Here is a 21,227-nt window from a genome sequence, read left to right on the forward strand (position 1 = left end):
ACGGCCTAGTCTGGCCGGTAATGCGGGTTCTGGATCCACTCGGCCTGGTCCTGCGGGCGGCCGGGGAAGAAGACCCGGCCGTCGTAGGAGACGCTGCCCGGGATCGGAAGGTCGCCCGGAATGCGCAGCGCCCCGACGATGTACCGCCGGTCGATGCCGCCGATGAACTTCACCTCGTCCTGTCCGCCGCCGATGTCGTAACCGCCGGGGGCATCGATCACGTACACCCACCGGTCGGCGCCTTTGCGCCGGAATTGGTTCGCGAACTCGATCGCGGTGTCCACCAGGCGAGAGGTGCAGATGAGCTCCGGGTCGGAGGCGAAGCCCCGCTCCCCTTTCTGCATCGCGAAGCCTTCTTCGAAGATCCGCTCCGGTCCGCGGCGGTCCCCGCGGAACAGTGCGTTCCGGTCGAGCCGCCAGCCGACCTCCAATCGTCTCGGCTGCTCACCCGAGTAGTCACCGTTGTCACCCCAGTACTGGGGTGCCTCCTCTTCATCGCGGTACCACTTGAGCAAGTCGTTGAGACGGGACGGCTTCCCGTTCGCGGCGGCGGTGTGGTCGATCGGACCGGACGGCGGCGAACCGCCCGACAGCGGCCAGCGTTCGACCGGAGCGGCGTCGTCCCGCAGGAACCGTGGGCTCGCCGGCACCCGCGGCAGTGCGCGCAGCGCCGACGGCGCCTCCGCGACGTGGGACGCGGGATGCAGTTCGCCGTCCGCGCGCCGCAGCGCCCGCACCAGCTCGAGCGGATCGGCGTGCTGCCCGCGCACCTCGGCGTCGACGTGCCGGTAGACAGCGATCAGGTCGGGCACCGACAGACCGGGACGGACGCGGTTCGCCAGCCAGTCGAGGAAGCCGACGCCACGCGGCAGGCTCCGCTCCCCGCCGGGGTCCATCGCGCGGTTCAGCTCGGCCACCGCGTGTACGGTCGGCTCGTCCTTACCGAGGCCCAGGCTGTCGGCGATCCGGCGGGCGGTCAGCAGGTCTGGGCCCAGTTCGCCGCGGGCACGCCGCAAGGCGGCGAGCACGCCATCGTGATCGCCCCTGAGACCGGGGAAGGACTTCTCCTCCGCGTACTTGTACAACTCGATCATGTCCCGCACGGCAAGATCACGGGATACACCGCGGGCCAGAGCGTAGAGGGCGGCGTCTCCCGGCCTCGGCCCGCCGTAGTCCACGCTCTCCTTTGCATACGCCCCGAGCCGGCCGTCGCGTGCCGCGAGCCCGAGGTCCCGCTCGGCCGCACCGGGATCCGGTACCTCGACCCGTTTCAGGGTGCTCACGATCCGGACCGTGTGGTCATCCCGCTCCGGAATCAGGAACACCTTCTGGGTCTCCCGGAACGCCTGGCGGTCCTGGTCCAGCCGGAAGGCCGGCACATCGTGGCGGGCCAGCGTGAGCAGGTCGGTGAGTTCGGCACGACTGCGCGCGTACGACGGCTCGAACCCCATCTCGAGGGCGTCTCGATGGAGGGCCAGCAGGTCGGCGACCGTGGCATCGGGACCGAGGACGTCGTGCGCGAGGTCGCGCAGCGGATAGGAGCCATGCGCGGGACCTCGCGCGGGGTCGTACGCCGGATCGCTGAGCACGGTCAGGTCGTGGATCACGCGTGTCGTGTGATGGTCGGCGTACCAGAGCCCGTAGTGGTCCGCGAGGACGCGTGCCGAGTCCTCGCCCCCGGCCGCAGCGGACATGCGGACCGGCTCGGGGATGGGACGGACCGCCTCGCCGCGCACCTGTTCGATGAGATGCTCCAGCCCGGACCTGACGACGCGGGAATCGCCGTCGGCCAGCCGCACCAGGCGCAGCACCGCGTCCTGGTCACTCCGCTCCCCGAATCCCGCTTCGTGCGCACGCGCGTCGCCGAGCCCGGCCGCGTGGGCGATCTCGACCAAGCGGCGATAGCTCGCCAGCATGTCCGGGCTGCCTCGAGTGAGGTGGTTCTGGATTATGCCCAGACCCCTCGCCTCGGCGTCGCTCAGCCCTCGCATCCCAACGGTACGGGCGAGGCGGCGGCCGATGCCCTCGAACGGGTCGTCGACCGACCGGTCGTGGGCCGAACTCAGGATCTCGACGAGTTCGTCGCGGTCCCGCGCCCGCCACGGTTCGTGACCCAGCAGAACGGCGTCGTGGTGGAGGTTGAGCAGGTCGACGACCGAGGCGTCCCGTCCGATGACCTCGTGGGCGAGGTCGGTCAGCGGGCCGGTGCCCAGTGGGCGGTTTTCGCCCGGGCCGACGATCTCCGTGAGGCCGTGGAAGAAGTGGGCCGCGTCCCGGCCGGAGACCGCGGTCAAACCGTACTGCTCGGCGATCCGCCGCCCCGCGGACTCGGCGTTGCGACCCGGCTCCAGCGATGCGGGCACCATGGGGTCCGGTGCCACCGGGCCGCGCCCGTTCTCATGGCCGGCCGAGCCGTCGTGCGCGTCATGGTCCGTGGCCGGCGTCAGGTGCCCGGCTTCCCTGGCGACCGGGACGCCCTTGACCTCCAGCTCGGTAACCAGGCCCAGCCGGACCACGTCGCCTTCGCGCAGCCGGACGTTCTCGTCGTCTAGGAGGCGTCTCTCGTTGACGAAGGTTCCGTTGAGGGAGCCCATGTCACGGACCCACGGGACTCCCGCCGCGTCGACGCTGAAGGTGGCGTGCACACGCGACACGTATTCGTCGTACGGCAGGGGCGAGTCGTAACGGCTGCGCCCGAGCGACACCTTACCGTTGGGCGGAATCCGGAGGACCTCCGTGGCGCCTCCGATGGCCAGTGCGAGATCACCGGACGGTCCCAGCTCCTGGCGCGCGCGGAGGATCGCGGCGTCCAGCGCCGCGATCTCCGGGTCGGGATCGTGGTGATGCAGAACGGCCTGGTCGGCGACGCGGACGCTACCAGCCAGTTCGGCACGCCGCGCTTCGAGCGCGGCGATATGCACCAGCAGTCCGTCCTCCGAGAGCTTGGTGCGAAGCGGCCGTTCGGGTGCGGCCCCCGTGTCCGGGTGGCCCGCCGGTGCGTACGACTCCGCTCGGTGCTCCGTCCGAGGGCTTGGGACGCTCTCGTGGATGGAGATGGGCTGGGTGGTCGCGACAGGATCCGTCGGCTCACCGCGTTCGCGCGACTCGGTCCCGTCACGGTCGTCGGACCGCTCAAGATGATTCCCGCGGTCCGCCTGATCCACCGGTTCGCCCCGGCCCGTCGGGCCGATCGGCTCCTCCCGGTCTCGGGACTCCGACGGCACGGCCTCATTCGTTCGGCCACCGTTCGCGGGCCGCGTCCCCTCGGCCGCGTGAGCAGAGGACTCCGGCCGGGCGACCAGGGGCGGACGCGGCGACCGGCTGCCGACCTTCGCTGATCCGTCGACCGTTCCCTTCACGGGCATGCCCGGCCGGTCACGGCCCGGTGTCGGCTCGTCACGGGGACCGTACTGCCTGGAGACCGGAGCGCTCGCCTCCCCGACGTGCCCGCCGACGACCGGCCCTCCGCTCTGGTCGTAGACGGGGCGGCTCTGGCCCGTGGCGCCCGCGTCCCGTACGAGCGGCGGGGCGTGCGGCACGTCCCCGGAGTCATGTGGAGCACTGGCGAGTTGCATGTCTCCGGAGCCGTGTCTCTCCGGCGAGGAGCCGGCGTCCGGCCGAGGGCCTCCCCCGCCTGTGGCGGGCGGCGCAGAGTGGTCGGCGGGCGGAACGTGGGCCGTGAGATCGGCGCCGACATCGGAGCCTTTTAGCGCGTGCATCACCTCGCCGTGGATGCCCATACCGGCGGACATCAACAGATCCTTGCTGACGTTGACTTCATCCCAGTGGACCGTGCCACCGTTATGGATCGCGTTCGCGGCGATGTCGTTGGCCACGAACACCGTGCTGTTGACGCCCATGTGGGTCGCCAGGCGGCCGGGGAGCGTGCCGGTGAGCATTTTGGCGAGCGAGTTTCCGTCCATCGCCGCCTCGCCCAGGCGCCGGTAGACGGCACCGGTCGCTCCACCGCCCGCGGCGCCGAGCAGCCCGCTCTCGGCAAGATCACCAAGGTCCAGGCCGTCCTGCAGGCCGTAACCCATCCGGGTCAGCTGGCCGACGAGGTTGAGCCCACCGACGAACCTCGCCCCGGACACGGCGGCCCGGCCCTCCGCAGTCCGGAGCATAGCCGCCAGGCGCATCCCCGCTGTGCGGGTTTTGGCCGTCGCGGTCGCCAGGTAGAACGGTCCCGCCGGAGTGGGCGCGAAGATCCGCGCGATCGCCCACAGCGTGAAGAGGTAGGCGCCCGACAGGTAGAACTGGGCCTTGCCAACCTTGATCTCCGTGGCCATGTAACGGCAGAACCCTGCCATCCCGCGGCAGGCATCCGCAGCGTCGGGTAGGTGCCCGCCGCCGCCCCTGGCCAGCCGGGCGAACGACTTGGTGAACGCCTCGATGTCGGCGCCGGCGTTGCCGGAGGTGATCTTCGTAGCGTGTGTTGAGGCGTGGCCGGTCACCGTGTCGACCACGTCGGCCATCCGCTCGAACGCTCTCGCCAGTTGCTCCATACCGGCCGCGTCACCGGCGGGCAGGCGGCACATCGTGACCATTTCCTCAAGGAGCGGCGCGATCTCCTCGTACCACGGCGGCGGTGGGTCGTCGCGTACCAGGCCGTCGGCCGCCGAGCCCACGACCGCCCGCAGCGCCGCCGACTCCGCCGCCGACCGACCGGCGTCCGCGAGGGTGAACCGCGGGTCGTCTCCGGTCTCGGCCCGGTGCCAGGTATGGGCCATGCGCACCGCGCCCACGGCGTGACCCTTCAATGCCACGGACAATTGGGCGACGCCATCCAGAAGCTCGTCCCTGGCCTGCCGGAATCCCAGGGAGTCTGGTGCCCCATCGAAGAAGTTCCGGCCCAGTTCGTCGTCGCCCCAGGGCGAGCCCAAAGCGTTCAGAGCGTAGACGAGACCGACCAGCCCATGGGCCAGCATCGAGCCCGCGTCATTAATACCGCCGGCCGACTGTGCGATGAGCTCCGGAGATACAACGACCTCGCCGATGTCGGATCACCACCGCAATTCCATGATCACCGCTTTGGATCCCGACATGGTACGACACGGTGAGAAAGCCGACGCGGTATCTCCTGGGGGCCGTCCGTCACATCGCTAAGCGAACTCGGTGCAAGAGACTTTGCCCTCCGCGCGAAGGTCGCTCGTCGCCGACGCGGTGCTTCGCAGGTACTGGGCCCTAACCCTCCAGCAGCGCCGCGAAGCGGCGGGCCTGGACCTCCCAGCGCCACTCGTGCTCGATCCACGAGCGACCCTTCTGCCCCATCGCGGCCGCCTCGGCCCGGTTGGTCAGCAGGTCGATGACGGACTGGGCCACGGCGGCGTCCGAGTGGCCGTCGACGACCACGCCGGTCTCGCCGGCGAGCACGGCGTCCGGCGCGCCGCCGGAGTCGCCCGCGATGACCGGCAGCCCGGTCGCGGAGGCCTCCAGGTAGACGATGCCGAGCCCCTCGACGTCCAGGCCGGCCCGCCGGGTCCGGCACGGCATCGCGAAGACGTCGCCGGCGTCGTAGTGCGCGGGCAGTTCGTCCCACGGAACGGTGCCGGTGATCCACACCGACCCGGCCACGCCCGTCTCGTCGCGGAGCCGCTCCAGCGCCTTCCGGTACGGTCCGCCGCCGACGAGCAGCAGCGCGGCGTCCGGCACCGCGCGCGACACCCGGGGCCACGCCCGGATCAGGGTGTCCTGGCCCTTGCGCGGCACGAGGCGGGAGACGCAGACGACGACCGGCCGGTCTCCCAGGCCGTACCGCGCGCGGATCTCCTCGCCGCCGGCGCCGGCGCGGAACACCGTCTCGTCCACACCCGGCGCGAGCCGCCGCATGCGCGCCGCCGCGGACGGCGACAGGCCGCGGGCGATCCGTCCGCGGGTGTACTCCCCCAGGTAGGTGAGAACGTCGACGCCGTCGCCGATGCGACGCAGCAGGCCGCGGGCGCCCGGCAGCGACGCCCAGCCCGCCTCGTGGCCGTGCGTGAGGCCGACGATCCGGTCCGCGCCGGCGCGCCGCAGCGCGGGCGCCAGCAGGCCGAGCGGCGCCGCCGCCCCGAACACCACCGAGTCACAGCCCTCGGCCCGTACGATGCCGGCGGCCCGGCGCAGGACCGTGGGAAGCGGCAACATCAGCCGGCCGGGGTGGCGCACGACCGGGAAGGGCTGGGCGGCGTCGAAGTCCGCCGCGCCCTTCCACGCGGGCGCGTACACGATGACCGAACCGGGCGGCCGCCGTACGGCGAGGTTGTGCACGAAGGCCTGGATCCCGCCCGGCCGCGGCGGGAAGTCGTTGGTCACCACAAGCGTCTTCGTCATGAGTCCTCCTGCGTCGGAGGGAGTGACCACCACGGCGTGTCTTCGATTCCCTCGCTCCGCTCGGTCATGGCTTTGTCAGCATCGCAAGCGTGATCACATTTCGGTCCCGGCCCAGTGACCGGAAGGAAACAGGGCGTTAATCTTTACAGGTGTCAACACGTGGCCGCCCTCACCCCGCCCGGCCTGCGAGAGATCGCTGCGGACCTGACGAGGCACGGCGGTGGAGTTCTCCACGGATATAGGAGGAGCCACCTTGACCGAGACCCCCTCAACCCCCGCGCCGGCGGCATCGTCCATCGCGGACCCCGGCCCGCTCGGCCTCGCCGCCTTCGCACTCACCACATTCCTCCTGTCGGCCAAGAACGCCGGCTGGACGGACGGCACCGACGCCTGGCTGGGCTACGCCTTCGCCTACGGCGGGCTCGTCCAGCTGCTCGCCGGCATGTGGGAGTTCCGCAACCGCAACGTCTTCGGTGCCACCGCGTTCTCCACGTACGGCGGCTTCTGGATCGGGCTGGGCCTGTACGTCCAGCTCGTCGCCCCGACGGCCGTCAAGGCCGGCGGAGCGAACGCCGAGTCGCTCATCCAGAACGACCTCGGCTGGATCCTGCTCGCCTTCGCCATCTTCAACACCTACATGTTGCTCTGGAGCACCCAGGTCAACGCGGCGGTGTTCGGCGTGTTCCTGACCCTTGAGGTCACCGAGATCGTCCTGTTCATCGGCAACCTGTCCCACAGCACCGGCACGGTCAAGCTCGGTGGGTGGATCGGGGTCCTGACCGCGCTCGTCGCCTGGTACACCTCGGCGGCCGGGGTGACCAACGGCATGCCGGGCAAGCTGTCCCTGCCGGTCGGCTCGCCGCTCGGCGGCCGCGCGGCCCCGGCCGAGCCGGTGATGGAGTAGTCGCATCCTTCTTCGCCGTGGCCGCGCTCACCGCGCGGTCACGGCGAAGTGCCGTTCACGAGCGGCGCGGGCACCGGCACGTGGTGGAGCCGGGCCCAGTCGCGGCCCATGGCGATCCGCTGCGGACCGGTCGGGTGGCTGTTCCACAGCGAGTACTCCAGTGCGTTCGGCGACAGGTCGTCGAGGTTGCGGGCGCTGAGCGAGCGCTGCATCCGCACGTACGTCTCCGGGTCACGCGTCAGATCGAGCGCGTGCATGTCGGCGCGGGCCTCGATGCGGCGGCTGACAAGGTTCTCCACCGGACCGGCGACCTGCAGGAGCACGGTGACCGCGGCGAGCAGCAGCGCCACCGACCGCGGGTCGGCCGGTGAGTCGGCCCCGGCGCGCCGCAGCAGCCGCGGGGAGGTCAGGACGAGGAAGAGCACGCAGACTCCGGCCGCCGCCCCGAGCGCGCCGACGAGGGTGCCGTGCAGCACGTCGTCGCGCTTGGCGTGGCCGAGCTCGTGCGCGACGATGAGCTCGATCTCCGCGCGCGGCTCGCTGGTGAGCAGCGTGTCGTAGACGACGATCCGGCGGGTGGAGCCGAAGCCGGAGACGTAGGCGTTCAGCTCGGTGGTCCGTTTGGAGGCGTCGGCGACGAGCACGTCGCCGACCGGCACGCCGTCCCGCCGCGCCATCGCGAGCAGGTCGGTGCGCAGCGGCCCGGCGGGCATCGAGTGGAACGAGTTGAACAGCGGCTCGACCAGCACCGGATAGCCGAACGACGCCGCCGCGACGAGCACGAACCCGCCCGCGGCCGCCCCCGCCCACCAGCGGCGCGGGAATCGGCGGACCAGCAGGTGCACGCCGAGCAGCACGACGATCCAGATGACGAGGGTGACGCCGAGCGAGGTGAGCTGGTCGGTGAACCAGCCGCCCCAGTGCTCGGTGGACAGCCCGTACCGGCGCAGCACGGTCTGGGACCACACGTCGAACGGCAGGCCGGCGAGCCGGGTCAGCACCGCGAGCACCACCGCGACGCCGACCAGCCGCAGCGGCCACCGCCGCAGGGGCCGGGTGACCGGGCCGAGCAGCCGCGCGCCCAGGGGTGTCAGCCCGAGCAGGAGCACGACCAGGAGCCCGGCGGCGAGCCCGGCGTACGCGGGCGGGTCGAGGGCCCTGTTGAAGGCGTCGCCGCGGCCGATCTGCGCGCGCGTGAAGTCGAGCGCCGGGTCGGCCGGCCGGCCGGCGCCGGGCAGCGGATGCCAGGGAGTCGTCACGAGGATCACCACCGCCAGCAGCGCGCACAGGACCACGGCGGCGATCGCCGCCCCGCGCCGATCCGGCGCGGGACCGGGACCCTCCTCCGCCTCGGCCACGACCGCGGTCCCGGCCGTACGACGTGCGTTCACCCCGTGCTCCTCACCTGACTGCCTCATCCGCGGCTCACGCCGGTCCGCAGCGGACGTACGCGGCGGAGCGCACTGTCTCGACGACGCGGATCACCCGAGTTCACCCGCCTTGCCTCGCCGGTACGACGTGCACACACCCCGTGGTCCTCACCTGACCGCCTCGTCCGCCGCTCACGCGAGCTCGCGGCGGACGTACGCACGCCACAGGGCGACGAACCGGTCGGTGCCGACGCCCAGGACGCTGCGGAGCGCGCGGTCCTGGAGGCGCGGGTCGCCCGAGTCCTCCGGCTCCGCCTCGGCCGTACGGTAGAGCCGGACGAGCCGGTCCTCACCGTAGCGTTCGGCGACCATGCGGCAGGCGAGCCACGCCTCCTCGTACGCCGCCGAGAGCCGGTCGCCCGAGCCGGCGAACTCCGTGGCGCCCGGCAGGGTGGCCGGGACGCCGCCGGTGGCGATGAGGTCGGCCAGTTCGCGGCCGGCCGCCCTGGTCGGGACGCCCGCCCTCTTGTAGCCGACGTAGTCGGCGAGTCCTTCGATCAGCCACATCGGCGTCTTGCCGTCGCGCGCCCCGCCCATGGCGACGTGCACGAGTTCGTGGGTCAGGACGACGCGCCGGCCCAGGGCGGTGAGCCGGCCGAACGCGGTGGGGGTGATGACGAGGCGGTCCTCTCCCGTACCCTGGCCGCCCTCGTCCCCGGTGACCGCGGCCAGCGCGGCGATGTCGCCGAGGTTGCGCACGTCTCCCGCGAGCTCTTCGGCCTTCTGCTCGGTGGCGGGGACGAGCGCCACGGCGTGCCGGGCCCACCGGTCGCCGACGACGCCGGAGACGGCGCCGACTCCCTCGTCGAGGCGGGCGGCGATGTCGCGGAGCTCGGCGGTACGGGCGGCGGGGAGCTCGCCGGCCACGGCTCCGTCCTCGGCGAGCACGAGGCTGCGGCGTCCGTGGACCACGGTGAGGCCGCCGCTGTTCCAGATCTGCGGGTCGTCGCGCAGGCCGTGCGCCGCGCCGTCGCCGGAGACCATCCAGCCGGTTCCCGGGCGCCGGTCGAAGGTCAGGTATTCGGTGTAGACGAGGTCGCGGCGGTCGAAGCCGCGCAGCCGGTAGGTGAGCCTGAGCCGGGCCGTCCAGCCGTCATCGGCCGCCACGGCGGGACGCGTGTCGGCCAGGGACTCCCTCCAGGCGGAGAGAGGCACCTTGGCCAGGTTGTCGAAGAGCACCTGCTGCCCGGCGCGGAACGCCTGTCCCGACGGGTCGACGGTGGCGAGGAACGCGGCACGGTCGCGGGCGAGAACGGCCCGCGAGCGGCGCTGGAGCAGGGCGTTCACCGTGGCGACACTGGGGGCGGACAGCGCCCCGGCGACCGGCCGGGAAGACGCGGCGGCGGCCCGGCCCGCACCATCGTGGAACGCGAGGTAACCGACCGCGACGGCGAGATTGACCACGATCGCCAACCCGGCGAACATGGCCGACGCGGTGGTCACCCGCGAGTCCACGTTCCCCTTGGCCGGCATGCGCGCGATCCTAGTCGCCACGACCGGGTGCCCCGCCGATGACGCCCACCGTCACTGAGCGACCGCCGGGCCCGGCCTCGCGGACGGGCGCCGGCGGTCGTCGTACGGCGGGTGCGTCAGGTTCAGTACGGTCGGGTGGCACCGTTGAAGTGTGCCCGGTAGTAGCTGTTGAGCAGCACCTGCTTGATGCGCGTGCCGGAGTGGGCGGCGTGGATCATGTAGATCTTCTTGCCCTTGACCTTCGAGACGATGCCCGTGTGGCCGTCGCCGTAGAAGTACACCAGGTCTCCGGTGGCGAGGTCGGAGAACTTCACGTGCCGCTTGATGTGCTGGTGCTGGGCGTCCGCGGTGCGCGGGAGCCGTACTCCGGCCTTGCGGTAGACGTACTGGACCAGACCGGAGCAGTCGAAACTGCTCGGGCCGCTGCCACCGTAGCGGTACGGCTTGCCGATCTGCTTACGGGCTGCGGCGACCGCCGCCAGCCCGACCTTGTGTCGCTTGCTCCAAGACGTCTGCTTCGTCGTCGCGCTCGTGGCCGCCGTGGGGGTGGCGACCGGGGTGGTCACCAGGTTGGCGACCGGAGTGACGGTCGTGACGGCGTCCGATGAGGCGGAGGCCGTCGAGGCCGTCAGGACCGTCGGCGCGAGGACCGCGCCCGCGGCCAGCATTCCGCCGGCGAGGCGGACGCGCTTCGGCGAAGCGGTCGAGGGGGTGCGAGACAGGGTTCTCTCCTTCCGTGTGCGCCTACCGGGTTAGCTGACGGGTTCGGGCTGGAAGAAGCCGCCCTACGGTCCGCCCGGCGCACCACGCCGCACCACGGCCCGTTCGCCGCACTACGGTCTGCTGTGATGGCGCAGGCGCACCGACTCACCCCTGGGGATCTGCGCCTTCGCGCGCATGTGGGTCCCCGGCTCCGCGTGCCCGCGGACTCGGCGCTCGCGGCCGCCGGACGCGCCCTCTCACCGGGCGGTTCTCACTGTGGCCGGCCGCTTATCTCTGCATTCCGGAAAGCCGAGAGGAAAGTCGCCCAGCGGAATGTGTTCCACAACACATCCAAAGCGGAGGACGAATTCCCTCGTGATGGCCGCATGCGACACATGGGGCGTATCGCATAACTCGGCGCACGCTAACAAGGCACCAATGAATGCGCAAATTTGTCGCCAGAGCGTACGAGAGGAATTACCTAAGGTGAATTGGCCCCGACCGAAACAGGCCCTCTGGGCATCGCCAGAGGGCCTGTGATGTTCGGGTCGGTCAGAGCAGGCGACCGCCGCCGTAGTACACCTGGCTGTAGTACGCGTCACTGAGGCTGGAGATCTTCACCACATCGCCGGTGTGCGGCGCCTGGATGAACTTGCCGTTGCCGACGTACATGCCCATGTGGTCGTTGTTGCTGAAGAAGACGAGGTCTCCCGGCTGGAGGTCGGCCTTCGCCACGCGCCGGCTCGCGCTGTACTGGTTCGGCACGTAGTGGCTGAGGTTGATGCCGATCTGCTTGTAGGCCATCATCGTCAGGCCCGAGCAGTCGAAGACGTTCGGGCCGGCGCCCCCGAAGACGTACGGCTTGCCGAGTTGCGCGCAGGCGTACCTCAGCACCGTCTCGGCGCGGCCGGTCGCCAGGATCGAGCAGTTGGCCTTGGACGAGCCCGGGTCGATGTTGGCGCCCAGCTTGTCGATCAGGCGCAGCTGCTTCCTGATGGCCGAGTTGGCCGCCGACCGCTGCTTGTCGACCTGGTCCTTCTGCTGCTTGAGCTGCTCGGCCGCCTGCTCCGCCAGTGCCTTCTGCCGCTCCAGCCGCTGCGCGGACGCCAGGAACTGGTTCAGCTCCGCCGCGCGGTTGCTGGAGACCTTGGTGAAGGCCGTCATCTGGTCGAGCACGGACTCAGGGTCCTTGGCCGACAAGAACTGAGGGATGTCCCCTCCCGTGCCGCCCTCCTTGTACGCCGCGGCGGCGAGCTGGGCGACCCGGGTGTGCAGCTGGTTGAACGTCTCCTGCTCGACCGTGACGGAGGACTTGAGCGCCTTGAGGTGGCTCTGCGCGGCCTTCCAGTCCTCCTTGGCCTTGTTGTACTGGTTGGCCAGCTGGTCCACCTGGTCGTTGAGCTTGGCGAGCTGCTGCTTGGCGGCGCTCAGCGAGGGAGTGGGTTTCGCCTGGGCGGGACTGGCGGGCAGGACGAGCCCGGCGACAACGGCCGCTCCGGCGGTGCCGACGATCCAACGACTGGTTCTGGACATGGTTGAACGCTTCATCTCCACTGTGGTCAGCCCCTTACGGACGGCCAGCGCCGTAGAAGTTGGAGCTGTAGTAGCCGCTCAGGCTCTCGATTTGGACGACCGTGCCCGTGTGCGGCGCGTGGATGAACTGGTTGTTGCCGACGTACATCCCGACGTGGTTCAGGTTGTCGAAGAAGACCAGGTCACCGGGCTGGAGATCCGAGCGCGCCACGCGGCGGGTGGCGTTGTACTGGTCCGGCACGACGCGGGGAAGGCTGACGCCGGCGTGCCGCCAGGCCATCATCATGAGCCCGGAGCAGTCGTAGCCGGAGTTGTACGGGCCGGTGCCGCCGTACTTGTACGGGGCGCCCTTCTGCTGGTACGCGTACTCGAGAGCGAGGCGGGCGGGGCCGGACGCCGGCCCGTTGTAGGTGCCGCCATGGCCGCCGGACGAGGTGCTGCCCCCGCCGAGCCTGTTGACCAGGGACTGCTGCTGCCTGGCCTGCTTCTTCAGCTTGTCGAGCTGCGCCTTCTCGGACTTCAGCTTCGAACTGAGGTCGGCGGCGGCCTGCTGCGCCTGCGCCTTCTGGCGCTGCAGCAGCTGGGCCGCGTTGAGGAACTGGGTGACCTCGGTCGACCGGTTGTGCGCGACCTGCGTGAAGACCGAGATCTGGTCGAGAACGTCCGACGGGTTGTTCGACGACACGAGGTTCGGAATGTCGCCGGAGTCGCCGCTCTTGTACGCGGCGGCGGCAAGCTGCGCGACCCGCTCGCGGAGGCGCTCGTAGGTCTTCTGGTCCTCGGCGACCGACTTGTTCAGGGCGTCGTACTTCTTCTTGGCGGCCTGGCGCTGTTCCTTGGCCTTGTTGTAGACGTTGTCCTGGTGGTCAACCTGGGAATTAAGCTTCTTGAGCTTGGCCTGGCTCTCTTTCAGCGTCGGTTTCGGCGCTGCTTCGGCCGGCACGGACGGCAGTACCAACGCCGCCGATGCTGCTACGCACAGTGTCGCCAGGGCACGTGCCCCGACTCTGCCTCCCGGCAGCCAACCGGCGGTGGCACCGCCGGAACTGCGCTGTGTCGCCACGATTGCGGCACGCCCCTCTCCCAAGGACCGCCTACCGGGTTAGCTGACGGATTCGGGCGTGGAAGGCGCCCTACGGAACGCGAACGCTCCGATTCACCCCTGGAACCTGGTTCCCCGGCTCGGTACGGCATGGGCGGCCTTCGGCGGAAGGTCCCCGGGATTGCCGTGACGACTCGGCGGGAGTCTGTCGCCGTCGCCTGGGGGGCGACGAACGAGCGACTGACTCAGCGCGTGAGACTAGTCAAGTATCACCCTGGTAACAACCGCTTCTACGGGAATACTCGCAATTTCCGTCAATCTGGCAGCAGGGTGCGCACGGGTGATTACGAGGCGCGCTCATCGGAGATCGTCAGGCGGAGCGGCGGAAGCATGCCGCCCTCCGCGAGAACATCCAGCGCACGGCGCTCACCGTCGCTGATCTCCACGGCCGCGACCGGATCGGTCAGCATGAACGAGATCACGCAGTCCGCGCACCCGACGTTGCGTACCTCACACTTTTCGCAGTCGACGAGCATCGTGCCTCCTCGTGTCGGCGTCATGACACAGACGGTAGGAGGAGGCAGTGACAGAATCGTGCCGACAGAACCAGCGGAACCGGCTCACGTGCGGTTGAGGCGCCTCAGCAGCAGTGACGCGGGCGCGGGCCGCGCGTCGGCGCGGCGGGCGGCGTCGCACACCTCCTGGTCGGAGGAGATGACCACCACCGCACGCCCGCTCGGTTCCGCGCGTACGAGCTGGCCGATGAGGTCGTCGGCGGTCTGGCCGGGCGCGCTGAACAGCACCCGCACCCCGCGCGGCGCCTGCACCGCGACCGGGGCGTCCAGCTCGGCGCCGTCGAACACCACGGTCACCTCGGCCTTGGTCTGGGCGTGCAGGACGCCGACGCCCGACACGAGGCGGGACCGCTGGTCCGACAGGGGAAGGTCGCCGTAACCGGTCTTGGTGACGTTGTAGCCGTCGATGATGAGGTGCACCTGCGGCAGCGTGAGGAGCTGGTCGAGCAGCGCGGGGTCGCTGTCGGCCAGCGCACGGCCCGGCAGCGTGCGGTGGCCGGGCCGCTGGGGCGCGACCGCCACGACGTTGTCGGCCGGGCGGGTGATGCCGGTCGGCAGCCCGATCTCCTCGCGCAGGCCGCGTGCCGCGTCGGTCAGGGCGTCGAGCAGCACCCGCAGCCGCGTGTCGTCGAGGTTGCGCCCCTCGCGGGCGGCGCGGCGGGCGTTCTCGGCGGCCGACTCGGCCTGCGACAGCCGGGCCCGCAGCCGGCGCAGCTCCGTCTCCGCGGCGGCCGCCGCGGCCGTGGCGGCGGCGCGGTCCTCCCCCGCCTGGCGGTCCAGCTCCTCCGCCCGCGCGTGCTCGCGCTTGGCGCGTGTACGGCTCTCGTGCAGCTTCTTGCGCAGCTCGGCGTTCTCCGCCCGTGAGGCACGCAGTTCGGCGCGGAGCTTCTCGATCTCCTCCGAGCGTGTCGCCCTGGCCGCCGCGATCTGCTCCTGGAGCTCGGCCACCTTGCGGATCGTCTCGGCCTCGTCGGCCGCGAGGGCGGAGCGTTCGAGATCGCGCCGCGCCGTCTCCACCCGCTCGGTCCAGCCCGGCGGGCGCATGAGGTACGCGAGGGCGGCGACGGTCACCGGGTCGGCCGCGGCCGGAACCGTCCCCGACTCGAGCGCCGCCGCCAGCTCGGTCTGGTCCTCGCGGGCGGACTCGGCGACGCGCTCGCGGAACACGTCGTCCTTCGCCAGCTGGGCGGCGATCGGCGTGGCCGCCAGCCGGGCCCGGCGGCGTGGCTCGAACCGCGCGACGCGCCGCAGCGGCGCCGGGACCTGATCGCCCGGCAGCACGCCGACGGCGTACGCGGCGATCTCGACCACGCGTTGCCGGACCGCCTCTGGCAACGGCTGATCGAGATGCTCACCCGGGCCGGTGTCGATGATCTTTCTCCTCACGCGTGGTCGGGTCGCGCGTCCGGCGAACATACCGCCGGCTCGCCCGTACCGCCGTCGCTGCCCAGCGTAGACGGCAGGACACCCCGGAGTAGGCGATCCTCCGACGAATGCCCCGCGCCTCGTCGCCGGCCCCTCCCGGGAGGTGTCGCGGGGGCCGGCTTGTCGGTGCCCGCCCGTACGGTGCCAGCCATGGCCCCCGTTGGCCCTGCCGTGCAGGGCACCCTCGACGATCTCGGCACCCCCCTCATCGGAGTGACCTTCGTGGTCGTCGACCTGGAGACCACCGGCGGGTCGGCACGCGACGACGCCATCACCGAGATCGGCGCGGTGAAGGTGCGCGGCGGCGAGATCCTGGGCGAGTTCGGCACGCTCGTCGACCCGGGCATGCCGATCCCGCCGTTCATCACCGTGCTGACCGGCATCACCCAGCAGATGGTCGTCGCGGCGCCGCCCGTCGAGCAGGTCCTGCCGGCGTTCCTGGAGTTCGCGCGCGGGGCCGTGCTGGTGGCGCACAACGCGCCGTTCGACATGGGCTTCCTCAAGGCCGCGTGCGCCGCGCAGGAGCGTCCCTGGCCCGCGCCGGCCGTCGTCGACACGGCCGACCTGGCGCGGCGGCTGCTCACCCGCGACGAGGTGCCCAACTGCAAGCTGTCCACGCTCGCCCGGTTCTTCCGTACGGCCACCGAGCCGTGCCACCGGGCACTCGCCGACGCCAAGGCGACGGTCGACGTGCTGCACGGGCTGTTCGAGCGCGCCGGCGCGTTCGGCGTGGAGTCGCTGGAGGAGCTGATGAGCTTCTCCCGGGCCCCGACGCCGGAGCAGCGGCGCAAGCGCCACCTCGCCGACGCGGTGCCGGCCTCGCCGGGCGTCTACATCTTCGAGGACGCGCGCGGCGAGCCGCTCTACGTCGGCAAGAGCGGCCGGTTGCGCACGCGCGTCCGCTCCTACTTCACCGCCTCCGAGACGCGCCGGGGCATCCGCGAGATGATCGGCATCGCCGAGCGGGTGCGCACCATCGTCTGCGCCAGCGCGCTGGAGGCCGAGGTGCGCGAGCTGCGCCTGATCGCCGCGCACAAGCCGCGCTACAACCGCCGCTCGCGCCATCCCGAGCGCGCCGTGTGGCTCAAGCTGACCTCCGAGCCGTTCCCCCGGCTGTCCATCGTCCGCGAGGTGCGCGACGACGACAGCGTCTACCTGGGCCCGTTCGGCAGCACGCGCGTCGCCGAGGAGGCCCGCGCGGCCGTGCACGACGCCGTGCCGCTGCGCCAGTGCACGCAACGGCTGACCGTGCGGGTGATCTCCGAGGGCCGGGCCGGCACGTGCGTGCTCGGCGAGCTCGGCCGGTGCGGGGCTCCCTGTGAGGGACGGCAGAGCCCCGAGGCGTACGCCGAGCACGCCGCCCACGCCCGCGCGATCCTCACCGGCGACGTCCGCCCGGTGGTGACCGCGGCGCGCGCCCGCATCGACCGGCTCGCCGAGCAGCTCCGCTACGAGGAGGCCGCCGCACTCCGCGACCGGCTGGCCGCCTTCGTCCGGGGGGCGGCACGCTGCCAGCGGCTGTCCTCCCTCGCCGGCATCGCCCAGCTCGTCGCCGCCCGGCCCGCCTTCGACGGCGGCTGGGAGCTGCACGTCGTACGGCACGGCCGGCTCGCCGCCGCGGGCACCGTCCCGCCCCACGCCCATCCGATGCCCTACGTCGAGGCGCTCGTCGCCACGGCCGAGACCGTACGGCCCGGTCCGGGCGCCGCGCCTCGGGCCTCCGCGGAGGAGATGGAGTGCGTCCTGCGCTGGCTCGACTCCCCCGGCGTACGCCTGGTCGAGGTGGACGGCACGTGGAGCTGCCCGGCCCACGGCGCCGAGAGCGTGCGGCGCTGGATCGACGACGCGTATCGCGACACCGATTCCCGTATGGTTGACCGGGCCGGACGGCCGACGCGTTAGGAGTGGGAGTGGCGCTGCCGCTGTACGACAACCAGCCGACACGGCGCGCGCCGCTGGTCACCTATCTCCTCATCGCGGTCAACGTCGTCGTCTTCCTCCTCTCGCCGATCGCCTCGATCGGCCACGGCGGCGAGAGCCGTCTCCAGCGCAACTGCGAGCAGACGACGTTCCTGCTCAAGTACGGCGCGATACCCAAGGAGATGATCGACGACCGGCAGGCGCCGGTGCCGGACGAGGTCGCCTCCGCCTGCCACCCCGCGCCGTACCACAAGCGCCCATGGCTGTCCGCGCTGTCGTCGATGTTCCTGCACGGCGGCGTCACGCACATCCTCGGCAACATGGTCTACCTGTTCATCTTCGGGGCCGCCACCGAAGACCGGCTGGGCCGCCTGCGGTTCCTCCTCTTCTACCTGCTCGTGGGCTACATCGCGGCGTACGGCTTCGCCGTGACCTACCCCGGCTCGATGACGCCGCTGGTGGGGGCCTCGGGGGCGATCGCCGGCGTGCTCGGCTCCCACCTGGTGCTCTACCCGCGCTCGAAGACGATCGCGCTGGTCCTGTCGTTCCTGCCGTTCCGGCTGCCCTCCTGGACCCTGCTGGTGCAGTTCTTCGTGTTCCAGTGGTTCAGCCTCGGCGACCAGAGCCAGACCGCCTATGTCGCGCACATCTACGGGTTCGTCGCGGGGATGATCTGCGGCCTGCTCGTACGACGAGGCGGCTTCGCCCGCAAGTCGGCGGCCCTCAGCTGGCGGTGAAAACCGCTCTACTAGGCTTTCCGCCACGGCCGGCTCGACCTATCGCAGGAGGACCTCTTGATCACCGCCATCGTGCTCATCAAGGCCGACGTCTCGCGCATCCCCGAGGTCGCCGAGACCATCGCCGGGCTCGAAGGGGTCAGCGAGGTCTACTCGGTGACGGGCGAGTTCGACCTGGTCGCGCTCGTGCGGGTCCGCCAGTACGAGCAGATCGCCGACGTCATCCCGGGCCGCCTCAACAAGGTCGCCGGGGTCACGCACACCGAGACCCACATCGCCTTCCGCACCTACTCCCAGCACGACCTGGAGGCCGCCTTCGCGCTCGGCCTCCCCGACGCCGACTGAGCCCCTGCCGCTCGACGGTCGGTCAGGCGGGCAGGCTTCGCTCCGCCGCCTCGACGGTCTGTTCGAGCAGGACGGCGATGGTCATCGGGCCGACGCCGCCGGGCACCGGGGTGATGAGGCTCGCGCGGGTCCTCGCCGTCTCGAAGTCGACGTCGCCGACGTTGCCCGCATTGTAGCCGGCGTCGATGACGACCGCGCCGGGCTTGACGTCCTCGCCCCGGACGAACCTCGGCCGTCCCACGGCCGCCACGACGACGTCCGCCTCCTGCACGAGCGCCCCCACGTCGGCGGTACGGGAATGGCAGTACGTGACCGTCGCGTCGCGGCCGAGCAGCAGCATGCCGGCCGGCCGGCCCAGGATGGCGCTCCGGCCGACGACGACCGCGTGCCGGCCCGCGAGGTCGACCTCGTACTCCTCCAGCAGCCGCATGATCCCGCCGGGTGTGCAGGACACGAAGCCCGGCAGGCCGAAGCTCATCGCGGCGAAGGACCGCATGGTGACGCCGTCGACGTCCTTGGCCGGGGCGATCGCCTCGAACGCGGCCCGCTCGTCGATGTGCGGCCCGGCCGGATGCTGCAGGAGGATGCCGTCCACGCCCGGGTCCTCCGACAGAGCGGTGATCGTGGCGACCAGCTCCGCCGTCGTCGTGGCGGCCGGCAGCGGAACGTGGCGGGAGGTGATGCCCACCGACTCGCACCGGGCGCGCTTCATCCGGACGTAGGTCACGGAGGCGGGGTCATCGCCGACCAGCACGGTGGCCAGGCACGGGGCCGTGCCGCGCCGCCGGGTGACCGCCGCCGCGCGTGCGGTGGTGCGCTCGGTGATGCGACGGGCGAGGGCGGTGCCGTCCATGAGACGGGCGCTGTGCGTCGTGGACATCGGGTCGCTCCTGGGTGTCACGGTGGATCGGCCCAGGCGCACGGCACTCGGTGTCCGGGCCGCTCCCCGGTGGTGACTCCACCTTCAGCGCCAGTCACGGCCCGCAGGGCACAAGCGTAGCCGTTCCCGCCCCCGAGCGGCCCGCTCACGGCCGAAGGCCCGCCACCGCGATGCGGTGACGGGCCTTCGGGACGTACGGGTCAGCCGCGGCTGAGCTCGCGGTGTTCGCCGCCCTCGGTCTCCGGGTGCTTGACGACGGCGTCACCGTCGTCGTCGCCCGGCGCACCGGGCTCACCAGGGCCGTGACCGGCCGCGTGACCGTTGCCGATCGGGATGTCGTCGGCCGCGAAGGCGCCGTTCAGCGCCCGGCGGGCCCGGCCGAGCGGACCGCGGGAGGCCGGCGACGGGATGCCGTTCTCGTCCTCCTCCTGCCCCGCGATGAGCGCCGGCGCCGCCGGCTTGCTCGCGAGGACCGCCTCGGCGTCGTCCTTGACCGGCTCGTGGACCTCGATGAACTCGCCGCTCGGCAGCATCTTGATGATGCCGGACTCGACGCCGTGGCCGTACTCCGCCGCGTCCTTGCGCTGCAGGCCCAGGCAGATGCGCTTGGTCACGATGTAGGCGATGACCGGGCCGATGAAGACCGCGAAGCGGAAGAACCACGTCGTCTGGTACAGCGAGATGTGGAACTTGTCGGCCAGGACGTCGTTGCCTCCCGCCAGCCACAGCAGCCCGTAGAAGGCGACGGCGGCCATGCCGACCGCGGTGCGGAACGGCGCGTTACGCGGCCGGTCGGCGATGTGGTGGATGCGCCGGTCGCCGGTCGCCCACTGCTCCACGAACGGCCAGACGGCGGCCCCCGTCATGATCAGGCCCAGTGGCACGAGCGCCGGCACCAGGACGTTCCAGGAGACCGTGTGGCCCCAGAGGTTCGTCTCCCAGTTGGGCATGATGCGCAGCGCGCCCTCGAGGAAGCCCATGTAGAAGTCGGGCTGTGAACCGGCCGTGATGGAGTCCGGGGTGTACGGACCGAACAGCCAGATCGGGTTGATCTGAGCGAACGTCCCCAGGAGGGCGACGACCATGAAGGTGAAGACGAAGAACGCGGTGGTCTTGATGAGGAACACCGGGTAGAACGGCTTGCCCATCACGGACTTCTCCTCCCGGTTCTTGCCCGGGAACTGCGTGTGCCCCTGGAACCACAGGATCATGAAGTGCGCCGCGACCAGCGCCAGCAGGATGCCCGGGATGAGGAGCACGTGCACGGTGTAGAGCCGTGGGATGAAGTCCTGGCCGGGGAACTCGCCCCCGAAGGCGAAGAAGTACAGGTAGCTGCCGACGATCGGGATCGACTGCAGCACGCCCTGGGTGATGCGCAGACCCGTGCCGGACAGCAGGTCGTCCGGCAGTGAGTAACCGAACAGGCCCTCGAGGATGGCCACGGTGAACATCGTGATGCCGATGAGCCAGTTGATCTCACGCGGCTTGCGGTAGGCGCCGGTGAAGAAGACCCGGAGCATGTGCGCCATGATCGACCCGAGGAACAGGATCGCCGACCAGTGGTGGATCTGGCGCATGAGCAGGCCACCGCGGACGTCGAAGCTGATGTGCAGCGTCGAGCTGTACGCCTCGCTCATGCTGACGCCGTTGAGCTTCGTGTAGCTGCCGTGGTACACGACCTCGGACATGCTCGGTTTGAACCACAGCGTGAGGAAGGTGCCGCTGAGCAGCAGGATGATGAACGAGTACAGCGCGATCTCGCCCAGCATGAACGACCAGTGGTCGGGGAAGACCTTCTTCATCTTGCCGCGGAGGAACCCGGCGGTGGCGAAGCGTTCGTCGGCGAAACCGATCGCGCCGTCGATGGCCTTGGGAGGTGTCGTCGTGCTCATTTCGCCGCTCCTCGCTCGCCGCGCGGTTCACCGATCGGTGCGTGCCGCGAGCCGTCG

Annotated in this window: 15 protein-coding genes and 3 riboswitches; of the genes, 4 read left to right on the plus strand and 11 right to left on the minus strand. The window is 71.1% G+C overall.

From position 1 onward, the window contains the following. Window positions 1–5: 5 nt before the first annotated feature. A complete protein-coding gene (locus QSK37_RS01775; protein WP_285617039.1) occupies window positions 6–4,928 on the minus strand; it encodes an FHA domain-containing protein in 4,923 nt (1,640 codons plus the stop codon). A 256-nt stretch (window positions 4,929–5,184) separates the two neighbouring features. Then, a complete protein-coding gene (locus QSK37_RS01780) occupies window positions 5,185–6,312 on the minus strand; it encodes a glycosyltransferase family 4 protein (RefSeq protein WP_285617040.1) in 1,128 nt (375 codons plus the stop codon). 253 nt (window positions 6,313–6,565) lie between these two features. Here QSK37_RS01780 and QSK37_RS01785 point away from each other — a divergent pair, with 253 nt between their 5' ends. Further along, window positions 6,566–7,216 (plus strand): acetate uptake transporter, encoded by a 651-nt coding sequence (locus QSK37_RS01785; protein ID WP_285617042.1) that lies wholly within the window; start codon window positions 6,566–6,568, stop codon window positions 7,214–7,216. 38 nt (window positions 7,217–7,254) lie between these two features. Here the strand turns inward: QSK37_RS01785 and QSK37_RS01790 are convergent, their stop codons facing one another. From QSK37_RS01790 to QSK37_RS01820, 7 genes are all read right to left on the minus strand, one after another. Next, the gene (locus QSK37_RS01790) at window positions 7,255–8,607 is read right to left on the minus strand and encodes a M48 family metallopeptidase (protein ID WP_285617043.1); all 1,353 of its coding nucleotides are present in this window, start codon (window positions 8,605–8,607) and stop codon (window positions 7,255–7,257) included. Between the two features lie 171 nt (window positions 8,608–8,778). Beyond that, a complete protein-coding gene (locus QSK37_RS01795) occupies window positions 8,779–10,119 on the minus strand; it encodes a basic secretory protein-like protein (RefSeq protein ID WP_285617044.1) in 1,341 nt (446 codons plus the stop codon). Window positions 10,120–10,241: 122 nt separating this feature from the next. Beyond that, window positions 10,242–10,787 carry a C40 family peptidase gene (locus QSK37_RS01800; RefSeq protein WP_285617046.1) on the minus strand — a complete coding sequence of 182 codons (546 nt, stop codon included), beginning with the start codon at window positions 10,785–10,787 and terminating at the stop codon, window positions 10,242–10,244. Between the two features lie 58 nt (window positions 10,788–10,845). Continuing rightward, window positions 10,846–11,064, minus strand: a riboswitch (cyclic di-AMP (ydaO/yuaA leader). A 309-nt stretch (window positions 11,065–11,373) separates the two neighbouring features. Next, entirely contained in the window at window positions 11,374–12,354 is a 981-nt protein-coding gene (locus QSK37_RS01805; RefSeq protein ID WP_285617047.1) for a C40 family peptidase, read from the minus strand. A 34-nt stretch (window positions 12,355–12,388) separates the two neighbouring features. Continuing rightward, window positions 12,389–13,297: a C40 family peptidase gene (locus QSK37_RS01810; protein ID WP_285617048.1), complete on the minus strand. Its 909-nt coding sequence runs from the start codon at window positions 13,295–13,297 to the stop codon at window positions 12,389–12,391. Window positions 13,298–13,429: 132 nt separating this feature from the next. After that, window positions 13,430–13,563, minus strand: a riboswitch (cyclic di-AMP (ydaO/yuaA leader). A 177-nt stretch (window positions 13,564–13,740) separates the two neighbouring features. Continuing rightward, entirely contained in the window at window positions 13,741–13,956 is a 216-nt protein-coding gene (locus QSK37_RS01815; RefSeq protein ID WP_285566837.1) for a hypothetical protein, read from the minus strand. Window positions 13,957–14,016: 60 nt separating this feature from the next. Then, the gene (locus tag QSK37_RS01820) at window positions 14,017–15,357 is read right to left on the minus strand and encodes an NYN domain-containing protein (RefSeq protein WP_285617049.1); all 1,341 of its coding nucleotides are present in this window, start codon (window positions 15,355–15,357) and stop codon (window positions 14,017–14,019) included. 189 nt (window positions 15,358–15,546) lie between these two features. Between QSK37_RS01820 and QSK37_RS01825 the strand changes: the two genes are divergently transcribed. Genes QSK37_RS01825 through QSK37_RS01835 form a run of 3 tightly spaced genes read left to right on the plus strand, consistent with a single transcriptional unit; the run spans window position 15,547 to window position 18,398 of the window. After that, window positions 15,547–17,298 (plus strand): DEDD exonuclease domain-containing protein, encoded by a 1,752-nt coding sequence (locus QSK37_RS01825; protein ID WP_285617051.1) that lies wholly within the window; start codon window positions 15,547–15,549, stop codon window positions 17,296–17,298. An 8-nt stretch (window positions 17,299–17,306) separates the two neighbouring features. Further along, window positions 17,307–18,053, plus strand: a complete 747-nt coding sequence (locus tag QSK37_RS01830) for a rhomboid family intramembrane serine protease (protein ID WP_285617052.1) — start codon at window positions 17,307–17,309, stop codon at window positions 18,051–18,053. A 57-nt stretch (window positions 18,054–18,110) separates the two neighbouring features. Beyond that, window positions 18,111–18,398 (plus strand): Lrp/AsnC family transcriptional regulator, encoded by a 288-nt coding sequence (locus QSK37_RS01835; protein WP_285617053.1) that lies wholly within the window; start codon window positions 18,111–18,113, stop codon window positions 18,396–18,398. A 22-nt stretch (window positions 18,399–18,420) separates the two neighbouring features. On the opposite strand, the gene QSK37_RS01840 is transcribed toward QSK37_RS01835, so the two are convergent. Both QSK37_RS01840 and qcrB read right to left on the minus strand, forming a co-directional pair. Then, window positions 18,421–19,278, minus strand: coding sequence for a bifunctional 5,10-methylenetetrahydrofolate dehydrogenase/5,10-methenyltetrahydrofolate cyclohydrolase (locus QSK37_RS01840; protein WP_285617054.1), 858 nt, complete (start codon window positions 19,276–19,278; stop codon window positions 18,421–18,423). A gap of 23 nt (window positions 19,279–19,301) precedes the next feature. Continuing rightward, window positions 19,302–19,386: riboswitch (ZMP/ZTP riboswitch) on the minus strand. 92 nt (window positions 19,387–19,478) lie between these two features. After that, the gene (gene qcrB / locus QSK37_RS01845) at window positions 19,479–21,170 is read right to left on the minus strand and encodes a cytochrome bc1 complex cytochrome b subunit (RefSeq protein WP_285617055.1); all 1,692 of its coding nucleotides are present in this window, start codon (window positions 21,168–21,170) and stop codon (window positions 19,479–19,481) included. Between the last annotated feature and the right edge of the window lie 57 nt (window positions 21,171–21,227).

Source organism: Actinoallomurus iriomotensis, assembly GCF_030269445.1.
Classification (GTDB): domain Bacteria; phylum Actinomycetota; class Actinomycetes; order Streptosporangiales; family Streptosporangiaceae; genus Actinoallomurus; species Actinoallomurus iriomotensis.